The organism is Labrenzia sp. OB1 (assembly GCF_001624695.1).
Classification (GTDB): Bacteria; Pseudomonadota; Alphaproteobacteria; order Rhizobiales; family Stappiaceae; genus Roseibium.
Window position 1 is genome coordinate 37,906 of the sequence record NZ_JSEP01000014.1, and the last position, 15,733, is coordinate 53,638.

Here is a 15,733-nt window from a genome sequence, read left to right on the forward strand (position 1 = left end):
TTTCAACTTCAGTTCAGATCGGCCTTGCGGCTGCCGTCGATGGAAGCTTCTGCCTCCGAGACGGCTTTCTCGAGTTCGCTGAAGATCTCGTCGCCGCGGCCAACATTGCTCTTGAACCAGTCGTAAACCGGAGCGGCAGCTTCCTTGAAGGCGGACTTCTGCTCAGGTGTCGGAACGTAGAGATCGCCACCACCGGCAACGAATTCCTCATAGGCCTGGATGGATTTACGCTTCGGTGAGGCGAAGGTTGCCTGCTGAAGAGCATAGAAACCGTCGACCACGACGCGGCGCATGTCTTCCGGCATGGAAAGGAACTTCTCGTTGTTCATCCACCACAGGGCGCCCATATAGGCATGGCCGTCCAGGGTCACATATTGAAGGCCGGCATCCGGGAACTTCATGCCCATGATGTCGGTGATGCCGTTCTTGGAGCCTTCCACGACACCCGTCTGGAACGAGGTGAACAGTTCCGGCCACGGGATCGGCGTGGGCGAAGCGCCCAGGGATTTCACCAGTTCCTGCGGCAGGTCGGCGACGACGGTGCGGATCTTGAGGCCTTCAAGGTCCGACGGCGTTGCGACGCGGCGCTTGGTGTTGGCGAAGTTCCGCCATCCGCCGGTATTTCCGATGGTCATCAGGCGGATGGAATTCTGGGAATCCTCCAGGGCCATGTCGCGCATGGCACGGGTGAAGTCGCCGGAAAGAACGTGCTCGGCGATCCGGTCGTCAGCCATCATGTAGGGCAGGTCGAGAACCTGAACATAAGGGAAGATGCCGGACGCGCCGCCGGAAGTGGAGATGTAGATGTCGATGGCGCCGTCAGCGACGCCCTGAAGGCATTCGGCTCCGTTCGAGCACAACTGCGTGCCGATGTAGAGTTCAACCTCGATCGCGCCGTTGGACGCGGCTTCCACGAAGTTCTTGAACACGACCAGACCGTCATAGTCCTCGTCGTTTTCGTTGGAGTTGGCCGTCGCGCGCAGCGTGTAGTCCGCGGCTATGGCGCTCAACGACGAGCCGGCGAGCATCGCCGCGACGGTGAGCGTTTTGAGTGCAGATTTGAGCATTAGGTACCTCCCTTTAAAACTCAATATCAGTTGGCAAATCCGGTCAGACGCGGGATCGTCATGGAAAGTGCCGGTATGTAGGTGATCAGGAAGATCACCGCGATCTCTACCGCCAGAAACGGCAGAATGGCCTTGGCTATGGTTTCAACCCGTTCTCCTGAAACCGACGCCGCGACAAAGAGCACCAGCCCCATCGGCGGCGTGGCCAGACCGACCGTCAGGTTCACGCTCATGATGATGGCGAAGTGGATGGGATCGACGCCCATCGAGATGAAGATGGGACCGAGGATCGGCCCCAGAATGATGATCGCCGGTCCCGCATCCAGGAACATGCCCACCACGAACAGAAGAATGTTGATCAGGAACAGCAGGATAAGGGGGTTCTGTGACAGCGACAGCACGAAGTCGGCCATGATTTCCGGTGCGTGGCTGAGACTGACGACCGTCTTGAAAGCCATCGCCGCGCCGACCAGCAGAAGGACGACGGCCGAAGTGATGCCGGCCCGGTTCAGGACACCCGGTATTTCCGACGGCTTGATCGAGCGCAAGACGAAGAGGCCGATGAAAAGCGCATAGGCCACGGCAACGGCTGCGGCCTCTGTCGGCGTGAAGATCCCCGCCAGAATGCCGCCCATGATGATGACCGGAGTCAGCAGGGGGAAGAAGGCTTTCAGCGAGGCGTTGCCACGCTCTCCCCACGTGTAGCGGCGGCTCGAGGCCGGGAAATCGTATTTATCCGCCAGGAATTTGACCATGATCATCAGACCGACGCCCACCATGACCCCTGGCACGATCCCGGCCAGAAACAGGGCGGCGACACTTTCACCCATGACATAGGCATAGATGATCATGATGCCGGAGGGCGGGATGATCGGACCGATGACCGAACTCGCCGCGGTGATCGCGGCGGCGAACTTGCGGGTGTAGCCCTGCTTTTCCATCGCCGGGATCAGCATGGAGCCGAGCGCCGAGGTGTCGGCGACCGCCGATCCGGACAATCCTGCGAACAACATTGATGAGAGAATGTTCACATGCGCAAGACCGCCGCGGAGATGGCCCATCAGCGCCTGCGAAAACTCCACCAGCCGCATGGTGATGCCGCCCTTGTTCATCAACTCGCCCGCGAGCATGAAGAACGGAATCGCCATCAGAGGAAAACTGTCCATGCCATTGTAGACGTTGCGGTAGAGCAGCACGATGTCACGCTCCTGACCGTTCATCCACAGCAGCAGGCCCGGCGCTGCGAGTAGTCCGAAGAAGACCGGCAGACCGAGCATCAGGAAGAAGAGAAAGACCGGAAGAAACCAGATAAGCATCAGTCAGCCCCCGCCATGTCCGGGTCAGGTATATCCGTCAGTCGGGTTTCACCGCCCAGAAGGGATATGAAACTGCGCAGGATGAGTTCGATATTGACCATCGCCAGCAGAATCACGCCGACGAAAATCGAGGCCATCATCCAGCTGCGTGGCACGCGGACCCATTCGGTGAGGGTGAAGTTTCCCGGGACATAAAGAGAAGCGGTTGCGAAATTGCCGCCGAAGCCGGTGACTTCCGAATAGCCGATCCTGATCGCGATCAGGAGCACGATGTGGGAGATCAGCAGCAGAAAAAGAGTGAGAAGATTGCCCGGGACGCGGGGCAGGGCATGGCCGAACATGTCGATCGCGACAAATCCTCCGCGCCGCAGGGCCGTGGGTGCCATCAGGCCTGTCATCCAGAGCATGCAGAACCGCGCGGCCTCGTCGGGCCAGGGCAGCGCATTGTTGAGGACATAGCGGAACACGACCTGAATCAGGATTGCGACCACCATCAAGGCAACGGCGACAACGCCGATCGCTCGTCCTATTCGCAACAGGTGCGAATTGACGAAGTCGAGCGGTGCAAGGACCGCGAGCAAAATGCCCATTCGGGCTCCTCCCTAAATCTCCGTGTCTGTCCGGGGCGGCCAGCCGTCCCGTTGCCGGTTCTTATTGTGGAGCGATTTGCCCCAGTTTGCCTGCAAAAAAGGTAAGCGCATCTCCCTTGCGCATTTCCGCCTGCAGAACTTCGCCCAGGACAATCAGGTGATCGCCGCCTTCATAGGCCGTGAAACGTTTGCATTCGAACCGCGCCAGGCAGTTCTCGATCAGCGGCACGCCGTTTTCGTCCACCTTGTAACTCAACTGATCGAAGGCATGGGCGTTGCGTACAAAGCCGTTGCACACCTCGGCCTGCTCGCGGCTGAGAACATGGATGGCATAGTGTTCGGCGGTCTCGAAGTAGCGAAACCGCCGCGAGCCCTTGTCCGGCATCCACAGAACCAGAGGCGGTTCCAGGGATACGGAGGAAAAGCTGTTTGCCGTGATGCCGACAGGGCCGTCGACCGATCCTGTGGTCACAACGGTGACGCCGGTGGCGAAACGGCCGAATGCATCCCGCAGCAGGCGGGTATTTTCGGCATCGGGCTCGAAGGTAACGGTATGATTGGCAGTCTGCATGGTCATCAGGGCACCTCTTGTCCGAGGGCCGCCTCATAGAGGCGGTACCAGGTTTCGCGATCCAGATTGACTTTCAGGGAATCGGAGATCCTGGCGATCCGGTCCGGGTTGTTGGTGCCCAGGACAGGCAGAAGCCGTGCCGGATGCGCCAGCAGGAAGGCAATGGCAACCGCAGAGCGGTCGACACCATGATCTCCGGCAAGTTCGTCGAGCACTGCGCCGAGACGCCCGCCTTCCGAAATCAATGCGCCACCGCCGAGCGGCGACCAGGCCATCAGCTGTGTGCCGAGCCTTTGATGAAAGGCGAGATCGCCATTGGTGAACGGCGAGATTTCCTTCAGCGAAATTTCGATCTGGTTGGTGACCAGTTGCGTCGACATCGCCGACTGCAGCAATTCCCAGTCCCAGGGACGGAAGTTGGAAACACCGACGGACTTCACTTTCCCGCTTTTCACCAGATCGTCGAGCGCGCCGCCGGTTTCATGATGATCCATCAAGGGATCGGGGCGGTGAATCAGAAGCAGGTCGATGGTCTCGATGCCCATGTCGGCAAGCGAGGTCTCGACCGACTTTTCAATGTGGGCGCGCGAGGTGTCGTAGTATTTCACCGTCTTGCCGGAATAACGTCCGGCAGGGGCGACAATGTCGCATTTGGTGACAATTTCCATGCGCTCACGCAGCGAGGGATTGGCTTTAAGAGCTCCTCCGAGCACGGCCTCGGCGGTATAACCGCCATAGATATCCGCCTGGTCGAAGGTGGTGATCCCCTGATCGAGGCAGATCTGGATCTTTCTTTCCACATAAGAAGGGGAAGTGTCGGCATCGTCACCGATGCGCCACATACCGTAGATCAGGCGTGAGAACTCGAGGGTCTCGCAAAGACTGACGCGTTCCATTAGCGGCGTACTCCATTGCCAAGCGGGGTTGCCGGCGTGTCGGCCGGAATGCGGCCGTAAGCTTGCGGCAGCGAGCAGGTCTTCAGCTGCGGCATGACCCGTGTACCGAAATGCTCCGCCTCTTCCATATGCGGATAGCCGGAGAAGATGAAGGCGCGGATACCCATTTTCTGATAGGCCTCGATCTTCGACAGGACCTGATCGGTGGAGCCCACGAGCGCCGCACCGCAGCCCGATCTTGCCCGACCTACGCCGGTCCACAGATTAGGCTCGATATAGCCGAATGCATCGGCGATCTCGCGGTTCTTCGACTGATGGGAGACGCCGAGGGATTTCGCATCGAGAGCGCGCTCGCGGATGGCCGTTCCCTGATCGTCGTCCAGTTTGGAGACGATGTAGTCGGCGTATTCCTGCGCTTCCTTTTCCGTGTCGCGCACAATCATGTGGACGCGCAGGCCGTAGTCCAGGGTGCGGTCGTAGTTTTCCGCTACAGCATTGACCGCCTTCATGCGGCCCTGCAGCCCTTCCATCTTTTCCGGCCACATCAGGTAGACATCGCAATGCTGGCCACAAAGCTCGAGCGCTGCCGGCGAGTATCCGCCGAAATAGAGCAGCGGCCCGCCGGTCTGGTAAGGCCGGACCGGATCGGTGGTCAGGCCCTTGAAGGTGTAGACCTCGCCTTCATAGTCGATCTCATCGCGGGTCCAGGCCTGTTTCAGGATTTCGACCACCTCGCGGGAGCGCTGGTACCGGTAGGCGCTGTCTGCCTGTTCGCCGGGAAAGTCGGAGGAGATGATGTTGACCGTCAGCCGGCCCTTGAGCATGTGATCCAGCGTCGCGATGGTGCGCGCCAGCATGATCGGCTGCATCTCCCCGCATCGGACAGCAGCCAGAAGATTGATTTTATCGGTGATGGGCGCGCAACCGGCGACGAAGGACAGCGTGTCCTGGCCGACCTGATAGGAGGACGGGCACAGGATGTTGCGGAAGCCCTGTTGCTCGGCTGTTTTGACGATCGCGGAACAATGGTCCCATGACGAGCGCAGGTGGCCTTCCGGCACGCCCAGGAACTGATAATCGTCGGAGCAGAGCGCCGCGAACCAGGAAACCTCCGCAGCATCGAGATCCGGCGAAGTTACCGGGACAATGGTCATGAATTTCCTCCCTGGATCAACCTGCCTGTGCGAGCCGCACGAGGACGGGTTGAGCGATCCCAAAATTACCGGAACTGCCTGTTGGCGTTCCACTGAACGCCAGCCGTTCCGGGGTTTTCAATTGTTTTCGATTGGCTTCATTTTGCCTTCGATTTCTTCTTGCATATCACCGGGTTTGATGTAAATCAATAGTGTATCAATTTTGCAGAACAGGCAATCAGATCGCCATGCCAATGGCCTCGCATACCCCCAATGCCCTGCCTTTATATGTGCAGATTAGTGAGCTTTTGATCCGCGATATCGCCTCCGGGCGGCTGATCGACGGAGAGCGCCTGCCACCGGAGCGGGACATGGCCGAGGAACTGGGAATCTCTATCGGCACCCTGCGCAAGGCGCTGGCGGACCTTACGGAAAAAGGCTTACTCGAGCGGGTGCAGGGGTCGGGAAACTACATACGCCAGGGCGGCACGGGAGACAGTGTCTACGCGATGTTCCGTCTGGAGTTGCTGACGGGCGGTGGATTGCCGCGCGCCGACATTCTGGAGCTGGAGCGGCTGCGCAAGCCGCGGGACCTGCCGGATTTCGGCACCAGTGCCGAAGGCACCCGCATCCGACGCCTCAGATATCTCAATGATGTCATCATCGCGGTGGAGGAAATCTGGCTCGACGGTGACGCGGGTCAGGTGAAGCGGGAGTTCATGTCCGATTCCCTTTACCGGTTCTATCAGAAGCATCTCGGGTTCTGGATTGTCCGCGCCGAGGACAGGGTCACCCTCGGCGAAGTGCCCGCATGGGCGCCGGCTGAATTTTCAAAGCCGACGGGAACGCTCACCGGCTATATCGAGCGGTTTAGCTGGGCGGACAGGCCGGAGCCGGTTGAATATTCGCGAACCTGGTTCGACACCGACAGGGCGCATTACGTACAGCGGTTGAAATAGACAGGCAGGCGTTAGGTATCAGAAAGACCTGCCATCCAAGGAGAACTTAAATGCCTGTGAAGGTGAGATATGGTGTGATCGGCTGTGGCATGATGGGGCAGGAGCACCTGCGCAACATTGCCCTTCTGCCGGATACCGAAGTGACGGCGATTTTCGAACCTGACCCGGCAATGGCCCGGGCCGCTGCCGAACTTGCGCCCGGCGCCGAATTTGCAAGCTCTGTCGATGAACTGCTGGACGTGGAAGCGCTGGACTGCCTTCTGATTGCCAGTCCAAATCACTGCCATCTGCCGCAAATGGAGGAAATCCGCAAAAAACGCCCTCTGCCGTTGCTGGTTGAAAAACCGCTTTTCACGGATCCAAGGGATCTGGCCGAGCTGGAGACCTTCAGGGCCGGTTATCCGGCGCCGGTCTGGGTGGCGATGGAATATCGCTACATGCCGCCGATTGCGGCCTTGATCGAACGGGCCGATGAGGTCACCGGCGGTGTCAGGATGCTGACAATCCGGGAGCACCGCTTTCCCTTTCTGCACAAGGTCGGGGCCTGGAACCGCTTCAACCGCTATTCGGGCGGGACGTTCGTCGAAAAATGCTGCCATTTTTTCGATCTCATGCGGCTGATCATGAAATGCGAGCCCGTACGCGTGATGGCCTCCGCTGGACAGGATGCCAATCACAAGGACGAGATTTACGACGGCGAACAGCCGGATGTACTCGACAACGGCTACGTGATCGTGGAGTTCGAGAACGGTGCGCGCGCCATGCTGGAACTTTGCATGTTCGCGGAAGGCTCGCGCTACCAGGAGGAAGTTTCGGCGGTCGGGCCGCAGGGCAAGGTGGAAGCTTTCGTGCCCGGACCGGGACGTTTCTGGCCGGAGGATCTGGGCGATCCGCCCGTGCCGATGCTCGTCGTTTCGCCGCGCAGTCCAAAGGGGCCGCGCCAAATCGATATTCCGGTCGATCCGGCAATTCTCGAAGCGGGGGACCACAACGGTTCGACCTATTATCAGCACGCGGGATTTGCCGCAGTTGTGCGCGGAGAAAAAGACCTTCCGGATGTGACGCTGGAAGACGGCAGCCGCGCCGTCGAAATGGGCCTCGCGGCCCAGCAGTCGGCCCGTACCGGTCAGGCTGTGCCGATGGCGACGAAGTCGCTTTCCTCAGTGGCTTGCTGACGCGTAAAAACCGCCTGAAAAAGCATGACAGACAGTCCGGCGCCGCGCCGGTCAACGGTTACCAGCCTTCGTCAGGCAGGAATGTCTGTACGGTATCCGAGCTGAAGCCGTCGCGGCCCCGGCGCATGTTCAGGGCCTTGATCGGAAACTGGTAGTTCCGCCCTGTATCGCTTTGCCGGCACTGCTGTTTGCGGTAGTCGAACTGGCCCGGTCTGCCCTGGTTTCTCTGCACCAGCACACAGAAGACGTCATAGCGGCCGTTTATATCCACTTCGCGGAATGCTCCTTGCGCAACGATGACCTGCTTGTGGCGTGTGAAGGACCTGTCGAAAAGCAGGAAGTTGCAATACGGCAGGCTTCCCTGCGGCGTCCGGGTGCTCTGGCAGTAGAAAATTTCCGCCTGCGCCTGTTCCGGCGGTGCGATGGCAAGAGAGCCGATCCACGCAAGGCCCGCCAGGGCGGCAGTCAGGAAGCGGCGCGATATCCGCATGTTGGTAATCTCCCGGGTCAGGTGCTGCAGTCGAATGACGCATCTTGCAGACAGATTGTCACTTTACCAGACAACTGCCTGTGACGCGCCGCACAGGGAATAGGAGCGCCTTGCATTATCTAAAGGCCGGGGTCCGTGCTTCGCGGCGCCTTTGCTGATAGGCTGCAAATGCCTATGTGCGGGATCGGCAAGATCCGCCGCGGCGTTTTGTTGGAGGCTGCCATGCGCAAGACTGTTTCTGTCGTCCTTTCCTCGGCGTTGCTCGTTCAATCTGTTCTGGTGAACGGCGTACTGGCCGCCCCGGCGGTCACAACGGCCAATGTCAATTTCCGGCAGGGGCCAGGAACCGGCTACGGTTCCTTCGGCACGGTTCCGAACGGCACCGCGGTGGAGCTCGAAAACTGCGACGACAGCGGTGCCTGGTGTTCCGTCAGCTACGACGGCCGCAACGGGTTTGTCAGCGGCAGGTACCTGCAATTGACTGAACCGGAGCAAACCACCGGCTGGCCGCGCTCGTTCCAGACGGATGGCGGCGCGACACTCGTCCTGTATCAGCCGCAATTCACGCAATGGGACAATTTCAAGACACTCAATGCGTTGATCGCCGCTGAATATCTCGAAAACAAGGACGCCAAGCCGGTCTTCGGCGTCATCGGCGTGAGCGGTCAGACCGTGGCGGACACCGACAAGGATGAGGTCGACGTCAGCGCGATCCAGGTCACGAAGCTTGATTTCTCCGCGCTCGACCGAAGCGCACTTACCGACCTCTCGCTGCAGGTCGGCAAGCTCATGCCGACCGGCACGATCACGGTGAAGGAGGACCGGATCACGGCCGGCCTGGCCGAGTACCAGCGCATGGAGGACGTCCAGGGGCTCGGCACCGACGCGCCGCCGGTCTTCGTGTCGACCTCGCCCGCCATTCTGGTGCAGACGGAAGGGGCACCCATCTTCGCTCCCGTCAAAGGCGAGCAGGGTTTGAGTTTCGTCGTCAATACCAACTGGGATGTTCTCAGGATCGACGAAACCGAAGAGCTCTATCTGCGCGACGAGAAGGCCTGGCTGACAACGAAGGACATGTCCGCGGGCTGGCAACCGGTCGCCGAACTTCCCGACCTGATCAAGACGCTGCCGGATGACGACAACTGGAAGGAGACCCGCGAAGCCATCCCCGGCGAACCGTTCCCGGACAACGCGGCGCCGAAGGTCATCTATTCCGACAAGCCAGCGGAAATGATTGTCTTTGAAGGTGAGCCTGAGCTTGAACCGGTGGCTGGTACCGGTCTTGAGTGGGCGTCCAACACCGACAGTGACGTGTTTTTCCTCAAATCGGCGGCCACCTGGTACATCCTCGTTTCCGGCCGCTGGTTCAAATCGGCATCGCTGGACGGGCCCTGGGCTTTCACCACGCCAGACTTGCCGTCCGATTTCCTGAACATTCCGGAAGATGCACCTTATTACTCGGTCCGTTCTTCCATACCAGGCACCTCGGAAGCCTCTCAGGCGCGCCTGAAGGCCAGCATCCCGACAACGGCACGGGTAGAGTTGGGCTCGCTCAGCACGGATGTCGCCTATGCGGGCGATCCGGAATTCGAGCCGATCGAGGGCACATCGATGTCCTATGCGGTCAACACCGATGATCAGGTGATCAAGGTGGGCACGAAGTATTATGTCCTGCAGGACGGAGTCTGGTTTGTTGGCGACAGTCCGGATGGACCGTTCGCGGTCGCGACGTCGGTCCCGGACACAATCTACACAATCCCGCCATCGTCGCCGGTCTACAACGTGACGTATGTGCGCATCTACGAAACCGAACCCGATGCGGTGTGGTACGGCTACACGATGGGCTATCTGACAGGCTTTCTGGCCTGGGGCGTGTTCGTCTACGGCACCGGTTACTACTACCGGCCCTGGTACCGCCCCGGCTACCGGCCGATCTATTTCCCAAGACCCGTGACCTACGGCATCGGCGCCTTCTACAATCCGGTGCGCGGCACCTATGGCCGCTACGGCTATGCCTACGGTCCCCGGCGCGGCATTGCCGGTGGCGGCGTCTATAATCCCCGTACTGGCGGCTATATCCGCGGGGCAGCGATCAGCGGGCCGCGCGGCAGCGCCGGTTTCATCTCCGCCTACAACCCGCGCACCGGCAATCGCATCGTTGCCGGCGGCGCGCGCGGCATTTACGGGTCCTGGGGCGGCAAGGTCGTCACCGGGCCGCAATGGTCGCGGACCCGCGATCTTCAGGCAGGTGCGGTGAAGCGCTGGCAGAAGGACGGTACACCCGGCCGTGTGGCCAATCTCGACCGCCGCGGCGACGTTTTCGCCGGACGGGACGGCGCGGTCTACCGCCGCGATGGCGACAACTGGCAGAAATTCGAAAGTGGCCGCTGGGGAGATGTTGCCGCCCCATCGCGTGAGAATATTCAGAACAGGCTCGGAAATTCTGGAGCGGGCGCCACGCTCGGCGCCGGAGCAGGGGCGGCACTTGCCAACCGCCCGGCCGGCGACAGGATCCAGAACCGTCCGAATACCGGAAACCGGCCCAATGTGCAGCGTCCCGCGAACCTGCCGGCCGGGCAGCGCCCCAATGTTCAACGGCCGAACGTGCAGCGGCCTGCGCAGCGCCCCGCTGTACAGCGCCCGGCTGTCGGGAAACCGGCAGTACAAAGACCGAATGTGCAGCGTCCGGCGCAACGGCCACAGGCTCCGGCGCATCTGAACCGGGACAACAGGGCGCGTCAGGTCGGCAATCAGCAGATCAACCGGCAGCGCAATGTGCAGCGCTCGCGTCCGCAACCTCAAAGGGGAGGGGGCGCCCGGCGCGGCGGTGGCCGCCGCCGCTGATACGCCGGTTGTCTGTTCTTCGGGGCATTCGTGCGTGGCGCGCCTGTGCCCGTGCCTACACGTGATCCTGCGAGTCCTGGAGAGAAGTCCCCAAGGGCCCGGGGAACCGAAGTGTGTGCCGGTCAGAAGGAGCAATTGGCTTTTGAGCGTCGGGATGCGCTCTAACTTTCGATCCAGTGCCACGCGGTTTCGATGTCGGCCTTGTCGAAGTGTTTTTCCTCGATGCTAGCCAGCTTCGCGAATGCCGCATCGACGGCAACGAGGGCGGCGAGAAGTTTGCTGTCGCTGACGATCGCGATCTTCGCCAGGTGCTTCATGTTGGCGAGCATCCACTTCATGTCCGCCATTGCCGCTTCGAAGGATGTGCCCACGTGATCACCGAGCACTACGAGCAGGCTGATCTTGCCATGTTCACCGATCAACTCTTCCGCCTTGGCGACAAGTTCCCGTTCTTGGGCGATATCCACTTTTCCGTTGATTTCGATACCCAGAACGGAGCCTCGGCTGAGCGGCAGAATGGTGTACATGATTGTTCCTCCTCAAGAGAACCCTGCATCCGGCTGAACGCAGGCAGACACTACAATACCTCAAGATCGGGACGGCGCACCTTCCAGACTCCGTATCATTTCGAGTGTTTCGGTGTCGGCACGTTCCCGGATCTGCCGTGTCAGCGGATGATAGTCCGTACGGTCGCGTCCATAGGTCAGATTGAACTCGTAGAAGCTTGCGCCGGGCGGCGGCATCAGCAGATGCTGGAAGATCGTTTCCAGCTTGTCGAAAGCCTTCGCAAAACGTGCCTCCACTGACGTGGCCTCGGCGTATTCGTCCCACAAGGCGATCAGGTGTTCCGCCAGATCCTTGGGGAGTGAAGCGCAAAGCGTCTGGAAATCGCGCCGCTCGCGCTCCTGGCGATCGTCACCCGGCTGCTGGTCGGGAGCGGGAATGTCCCCGGATATCGCTTCTCCGAGATCGTGGATCAGGCAGAGCTTCAAAAGTCTGGGAAAATCGATGCCCGCAAGCTCTTTTTCAAGAAGCAGCACCAGGAGTGCGAGGCGCCAGCTGTGTTCGGCAGTGCTTTCGGGTCGGCCCTCACGGGTCGAACCGGACCGGATCGTGTCTTTCAACTGTTCGGCAGACTGGAGAAACGCCAGGATCCCGGACAGTCTTTTGTCGTCCATCTGCTGGTTGCAGACGGGAGGAGGGGGTGTCATCTGTGTCATGCGGAAAGACTAATGGGTCCGTGTGGGCCAGACCATGCCGTGAATATTTTATGCGCGAAACGCGTCCCCGGGGGCCTCACGCACGAGGCGGGCAAAGCTCCCGTCCGACAGTGGCATCCGGGAAATCCTGATCCGGCTTTCGGGGATCGAGATCTCCGGAAAATCCACCGGCTCTGTCGCGAAGACGATATCCGCCGACTGCGGCTCGAACCAGCCGTAATCCGCCAGTTTGAATTCCATTGCCCGGATACCGTCCGAGGCAAACCGCCAGAGCGGACGGTTCATGAACTGCGCCACTGGCAGATGCCACTCGCGCGCCCGCGCCGGGGAAATCGCCAGAAGGCGGTGAGTGAGATCGCAAACCAGATGAACCGGCTCCGATGCCTGGGTGACGAGATCCAGCAGCGCCTTGTCGGCCGCCGAGGCGGGCTGGGCGCTCAAGAGCCGAGTGATTTTCCGCCGCGCCACCTTGTCCGGCAGCGCAAGACCGCTCTCCCAGCGGGAAATCCTGCTCTGGGAGACACTAAGATCACAGGCCAGCGCTTCCTGCTTGATACGGTTCAGCACCCTCCACCGGCGTAAGGAGGGGCCGAGACTCGTTTCCAGGACTGCGGTTTCATTGGACATGGGGCAAGTCTAGCGCGATTGGATCCCTCGGGGGAGTCCACGCCCTAACCGTTCGCGGCTTCGCGATAGGCCCGGCTGGATACCTGAAGGGAATTGCCATCCGGATCCTTGGCGTTCGCGAATTGATATCCGTCCGCCTGATGAGGCGATCCGAAAACAAGCCCCTGACTTTTCGCCGCCGCGCAAAAGCCGGGAATGTCTTCGATATCGAAGACCAGCTTGACCGCAGCCTGACCAAGTTTCTGCGCTTTGCCTGCCTTGTGCAGCAGGAGCCGCATGCCGCCGTCTGCAGGGACCAGTTCCGTGATCCTGTCCGAGGGCGCGTGAAGAACGGAAAACCCGAAGTGACGTGCGTAGAACGCCGCGCTGCGGTCCACATCTCTGACATAAAGAATCACACGGGTCAGCGGCGCCAAAACTCAGACCTGATCCTGTTTTCCCGGACGGAGTTCGCCCTGGGTGAAAGCAATGGCCGGGTCCGATGAGTGTTCGACGTTTTCTCCCAGGACGGTCGTCCATTCATGTTTGCGGTGTTCATAGACGGAAAAGCGCGGGGCCGGAAACTGCGGATCGGCGAACGCCCCGAGAGGAATGGCGATAACGCCCGGCCACCCTTCGATCACATAGGAAACGGTGGAGCTGCAGGTCGGGCAAAACCTGTAGGTGGCTTTGTGACCGCTGTCGGCAGACCGATTCCATTCTGAAAACTCTCCGCTTAAAGAGACCTTGTCATCCGGCCAGCGGGCCTGGGCGCTAAAAGCACTTCCTGTGCGTTTCTGGCATTCAAGGCAGTGACAGACGGAAACGCGCACCGGTTCGCCCTGGCAAACCGCCGTCAACTGGCCGCAACGGCAGGTGGCTTCACGTATTCCCATCGGTCTTGATCCTGTAAGAGTGCGCGCAAAGCATATCAGGAGCTTCAAGGCAAAGAAAAACCGTTGCCTTCAAGCCGGTCCGCGTCCCTTACCGGTATTTTTCGATGAATGCGTCAATCGGCAATGTACGAAAATCAGGGAGACGCTCCTTGAGCTGCGCGTGTGTCCAGTCCCACCAGGCAATTTCCATGAGGGCTTCTTCCTGGGGAACCGTAAAACGGCGCTTGATCGGTTTTGCGGCGACCCCGCCGACAATGGTGTAGGGCGCGACATCCTTGGAGACGACGGCGCCCGCGGCGACAATCGCGCCGGTCCCGATTGTGACGCCGGCAAGCACAGTAACATTGTGTCCGATCCACACGTCGTGGCCGATGGTCACCCAGTCGTCCTTGCGCCACTGGAAGAAACCGGCGTCGTCCTCGCCCAGACCATAAGCCGCTGCGCGATAGGTGAAATGATGCTGGGACGCCCGCCAGGTGGCGTGGTTGCCCGGATTGAGGCGCACACGGCGGGCAATGGAGCAGAATTTGCCGATGGTCGACCAGACCACGTCGCCGTCCTCGACGATGTAGGAGTAGTCCCCCATGAGGCTTTCGCGCATTTCGGTGCGCGCGCCGACCTCCGTCCAGATGCCGAGTTCGCAATCAAGGACCCTTGCCTCGGCGTGAACATTGGGCGCTTCGCTCAGCACGGGCTTTTGCGTTGGGGCGGACATTCGATGCTCCGGATGAAAATAACTTCGGACGGGTGAATGACGGTTCTAGCGGGCTGGACAAAGCGCGTGATGACGAATTGATGACGCCCGTATGACAGTATTCAGCTTTTTAAAATCAGCATCTCGAAAATTTGAATGCCAGCTCGCGAATGGTCTGACGAAATATTCTAAACATGATTCAGGTCGAGATATTTCGTTCTTGTTCGTCTGATCGAATAAGCCGTTGAATGTGATGTTTTAATCTCGAAATCTTGACAATGTGGCGTTCTCAACAGTCTGGCGGTCATCGATCTGTCATAAATCTTTGATCGTGGGGTCAAGTAACTGTCATCGTTCTGTAACGGTCCGCTGGCTCTTGTCGCAGGCAAGACGAACAGACACGGACAGGGCTGGCGGGTGATTGAATTTCGGGAAGTGACCAAGACCTTCGGGTTCCGGACCGCGGTGAACAAGGTCAGTTTCGATATCGACAGACCGATGATGATCGGGATCATCGGGCGGTCCGGCGCGGGCAAATCGACCTTGCTGCGAATGATCAACCGGCTAACCCCGGCGACATCCGGTCAGATCCTTTTCGAGGACCGCGACATCCTCAGCCTCAGGGGCGGCATGATGCGCCGCTGGCAGCGCGATTGCGCCATGGTCTTCCAGCAGTTCAACCTGGTTCCGCGTCTCGACGTGGTGACCAACGTCATGCTCGGGCGCCTGAACGGTCACGGGACGCTCAAGAGCCTTCTGAACATCTTCGGCGAGGACGACGTCAGGACCGCGCTCGCCGCGCTAGACCGTCTCGGCATAGACCAGGAAGCCACCAAACGTGCAGAGGAACTGTCGGGCGGCCAGCAGCAGCGCGTGGCGATTGCCCGCGCCCTGATGCAGGATCCGCACATGATCCTGGCGGATGAGCCGATCGCCTCGCTCGATCCCATGAATGCCAAGATCGTCATGGACGCCCTGCGCGAAATCCACGAGCGCGACAACAAGATCGTCATCTGCAATCTGCACACGCTCGATACGGCGCGCAATTATTGCGACCGGGTAATCGGCATGCGTGACGGATTTCTGGTCTTTGACGGCAAGCCCGAGGAGCTGACGACCCACGCCGCACGCGAGATCTATGGCGCGAATGAAAGCTTCAATGAGGCTGCGACCTCTACTGCAATCGATGCCGGTCAGTCCGGTTCACAAGACTCCGCCGGAGCGATGACCCCGGCGGCGGCGGCGGTTTGAGCCGCCCGCCCATTTTTTGAACGTC

The 15,733-nt window shown here is 60.1% G+C and carries 17 protein-coding genes; 4 read left to right on the forward strand and 13 right to left on the reverse strand.

Features of this window, described 5'->3' with window-relative positions; all coding sequences use genetic code 11:
• Positions 1 to 8: 8 nt before the first annotated feature.
• From dctP to OA90_RS17985, 6 genes are all read right to left on the reverse strand, one after another.
• Entirely contained in the window at positions 9 to 1,067 is a 1,059-nt protein-coding gene (dctP, locus tag OA90_RS17960) for a TRAP transporter substrate-binding protein DctP (RefSeq protein ID WP_068415111.1), read from the reverse strand.
• A 26-nt stretch (positions 1,068 to 1,093) separates the two neighbouring features.
• The gene (locus OA90_RS17965; RefSeq protein ID WP_068415113.1) at positions 1,094 to 2,383 is read right to left on the reverse strand and encodes a TRAP transporter large permease; all 1,290 of its coding nucleotides are present in this window, start codon (positions 2,381 to 2,383) and stop codon (positions 1,094 to 1,096) included.
• A complete protein-coding gene (locus tag OA90_RS17970) occupies positions 2,383 to 2,973 on the reverse strand; it encodes a TRAP transporter small permease (RefSeq protein ID WP_068415114.1) in 591 nt (196 codons plus the stop codon). The genes OA90_RS17965 and OA90_RS17970 overlap by 1 nt, the downstream gene beginning before the upstream one ends.
• A 61-nt stretch (positions 2,974 to 3,034) precedes the next feature.
• Entirely contained in the window at positions 3,035 to 3,550 is a 516-nt protein-coding gene (locus OA90_RS17975) for a flavin reductase family protein (RefSeq protein WP_068415119.1), read from the reverse strand.
• Positions 3,550 to 4,440, reverse strand: a complete 891-nt coding sequence (locus tag OA90_RS17980; RefSeq protein ID WP_068415120.1) for an aldo/keto reductase — start codon at positions 4,438 to 4,440, stop codon at positions 3,550 to 3,552. Before OA90_RS17980 ends, OA90_RS17975 begins: the two co-directional genes overlap by 1 nt.
• Complete coding sequence (locus OA90_RS17985; protein WP_068415122.1) at positions 4,440 to 5,594, reverse strand: LLM class flavin-dependent oxidoreductase; 1,155 nt, start codon at positions 5,592 to 5,594, stop codon at positions 4,440 to 4,442. The genes OA90_RS17980 and OA90_RS17985 overlap by 1 nt, the downstream gene beginning before the upstream one ends.
• 227 nt (positions 5,595 to 5,821) lie before the next feature.
• Here OA90_RS17985 and OA90_RS17990 point away from each other — a divergent pair, with 227 nt between their 5' ends.
• Both OA90_RS17990 and OA90_RS17995 read left to right on the forward strand, forming a co-directional pair.
• The gene (locus OA90_RS17990) at positions 5,822 to 6,532 is read left to right on the forward strand and encodes a GntR family transcriptional regulator (protein ID WP_068415125.1); all 711 of its coding nucleotides are present in this window, start codon (positions 5,822 to 5,824) and stop codon (positions 6,530 to 6,532) included.
• A gap of 50 nt (positions 6,533 to 6,582) precedes the next feature.
• Positions 6,583 to 7,707: a Gfo/Idh/MocA family oxidoreductase gene (locus tag OA90_RS17995; protein ID WP_068415132.1), complete on the forward strand. Its 1,125-nt coding sequence runs from the start codon at positions 6,583 to 6,585 to the stop codon at positions 7,705 to 7,707.
• A 58-nt stretch (positions 7,708 to 7,765) separates the two neighbouring features.
• On the opposite strand, the gene OA90_RS18000 is transcribed toward OA90_RS17995, so the two are convergent.
• Complete coding sequence (locus tag OA90_RS18000; protein ID WP_068415135.1) at positions 7,766 to 8,197, reverse strand: hypothetical protein; 432 nt, start codon at positions 8,195 to 8,197, stop codon at positions 7,766 to 7,768.
• 222 nt (positions 8,198 to 8,419) lie between these two features.
• Here OA90_RS18000 and OA90_RS18005 point away from each other — a divergent pair, with 222 nt between their 5' ends.
• Complete coding sequence (locus OA90_RS18005) at positions 8,420 to 11,041, forward strand: SH3 domain-containing protein (protein ID WP_068415394.1); 2,622 nt, start codon at positions 8,420 to 8,422, stop codon at positions 11,039 to 11,041.
• 161 nt (positions 11,042 to 11,202) lie between these two features.
• Here OA90_RS18005 and OA90_RS18010 read toward each other — a convergent pair whose 3' ends face one another.
• The 6 genes from OA90_RS18010 to OA90_RS18035 all read right to left on the reverse strand — a co-directional run bounded on the left by OA90_RS18010 (position 11,203) and on the right by OA90_RS18035 (position 14,478).
• The gene (locus OA90_RS18010) at positions 11,203 to 11,568 is read right to left on the reverse strand and encodes an STAS/SEC14 domain-containing protein (RefSeq protein ID WP_068415137.1); all 366 of its coding nucleotides are present in this window, start codon (positions 11,566 to 11,568) and stop codon (positions 11,203 to 11,205) included.
• Between the two features lie 60 nt (positions 11,569 to 11,628).
• On the reverse strand, positions 11,629 to 12,219 hold the full coding sequence (locus OA90_RS18015) for an HD domain-containing protein (RefSeq protein ID WP_156510554.1): 591 nt from the start codon (positions 12,217 to 12,219) through the stop codon (positions 11,629 to 11,631).
• 90 nt (positions 12,220 to 12,309) lie between these two features.
• Positions 12,310 to 12,888, reverse strand: a complete 579-nt coding sequence (locus tag OA90_RS18020) for a helix-turn-helix transcriptional regulator (protein ID WP_068415143.1) — start codon at positions 12,886 to 12,888, stop codon at positions 12,310 to 12,312.
• 44 nt (positions 12,889 to 12,932) lie between these two features.
• Positions 12,933 to 13,304: a VOC family protein gene (locus OA90_RS18025; RefSeq protein ID WP_068415145.1), complete on the reverse strand. Its 372-nt coding sequence runs from the start codon at positions 13,302 to 13,304 to the stop codon at positions 12,933 to 12,935.
• Between the two features lie 3 nt (positions 13,305 to 13,307).
• On the reverse strand, positions 13,308 to 13,763 hold the full coding sequence (locus OA90_RS18030; RefSeq protein WP_068415148.1) for a GFA family protein: 456 nt from the start codon (positions 13,761 to 13,763) through the stop codon (positions 13,308 to 13,310).
• 88 nt (positions 13,764 to 13,851) lie between these two features.
• Entirely contained in the window at positions 13,852 to 14,478 is a 627-nt protein-coding gene (locus OA90_RS18035) for a DapH/DapD/GlmU-related protein (protein WP_068415149.1), read from the reverse strand.
• A 396-nt stretch (positions 14,479 to 14,874) separates the two neighbouring features.
• Between OA90_RS18035 and phnC the strand changes: the two genes are divergently transcribed.
• A complete protein-coding gene (gene phnC / locus OA90_RS18040) occupies positions 14,875 to 15,708 on the forward strand; it encodes a phosphonate ABC transporter ATP-binding protein (RefSeq protein WP_068415150.1) in 834 nt (277 codons plus the stop codon).
• Positions 15,709 to 15,733 lie beyond the last annotated feature (25 nt).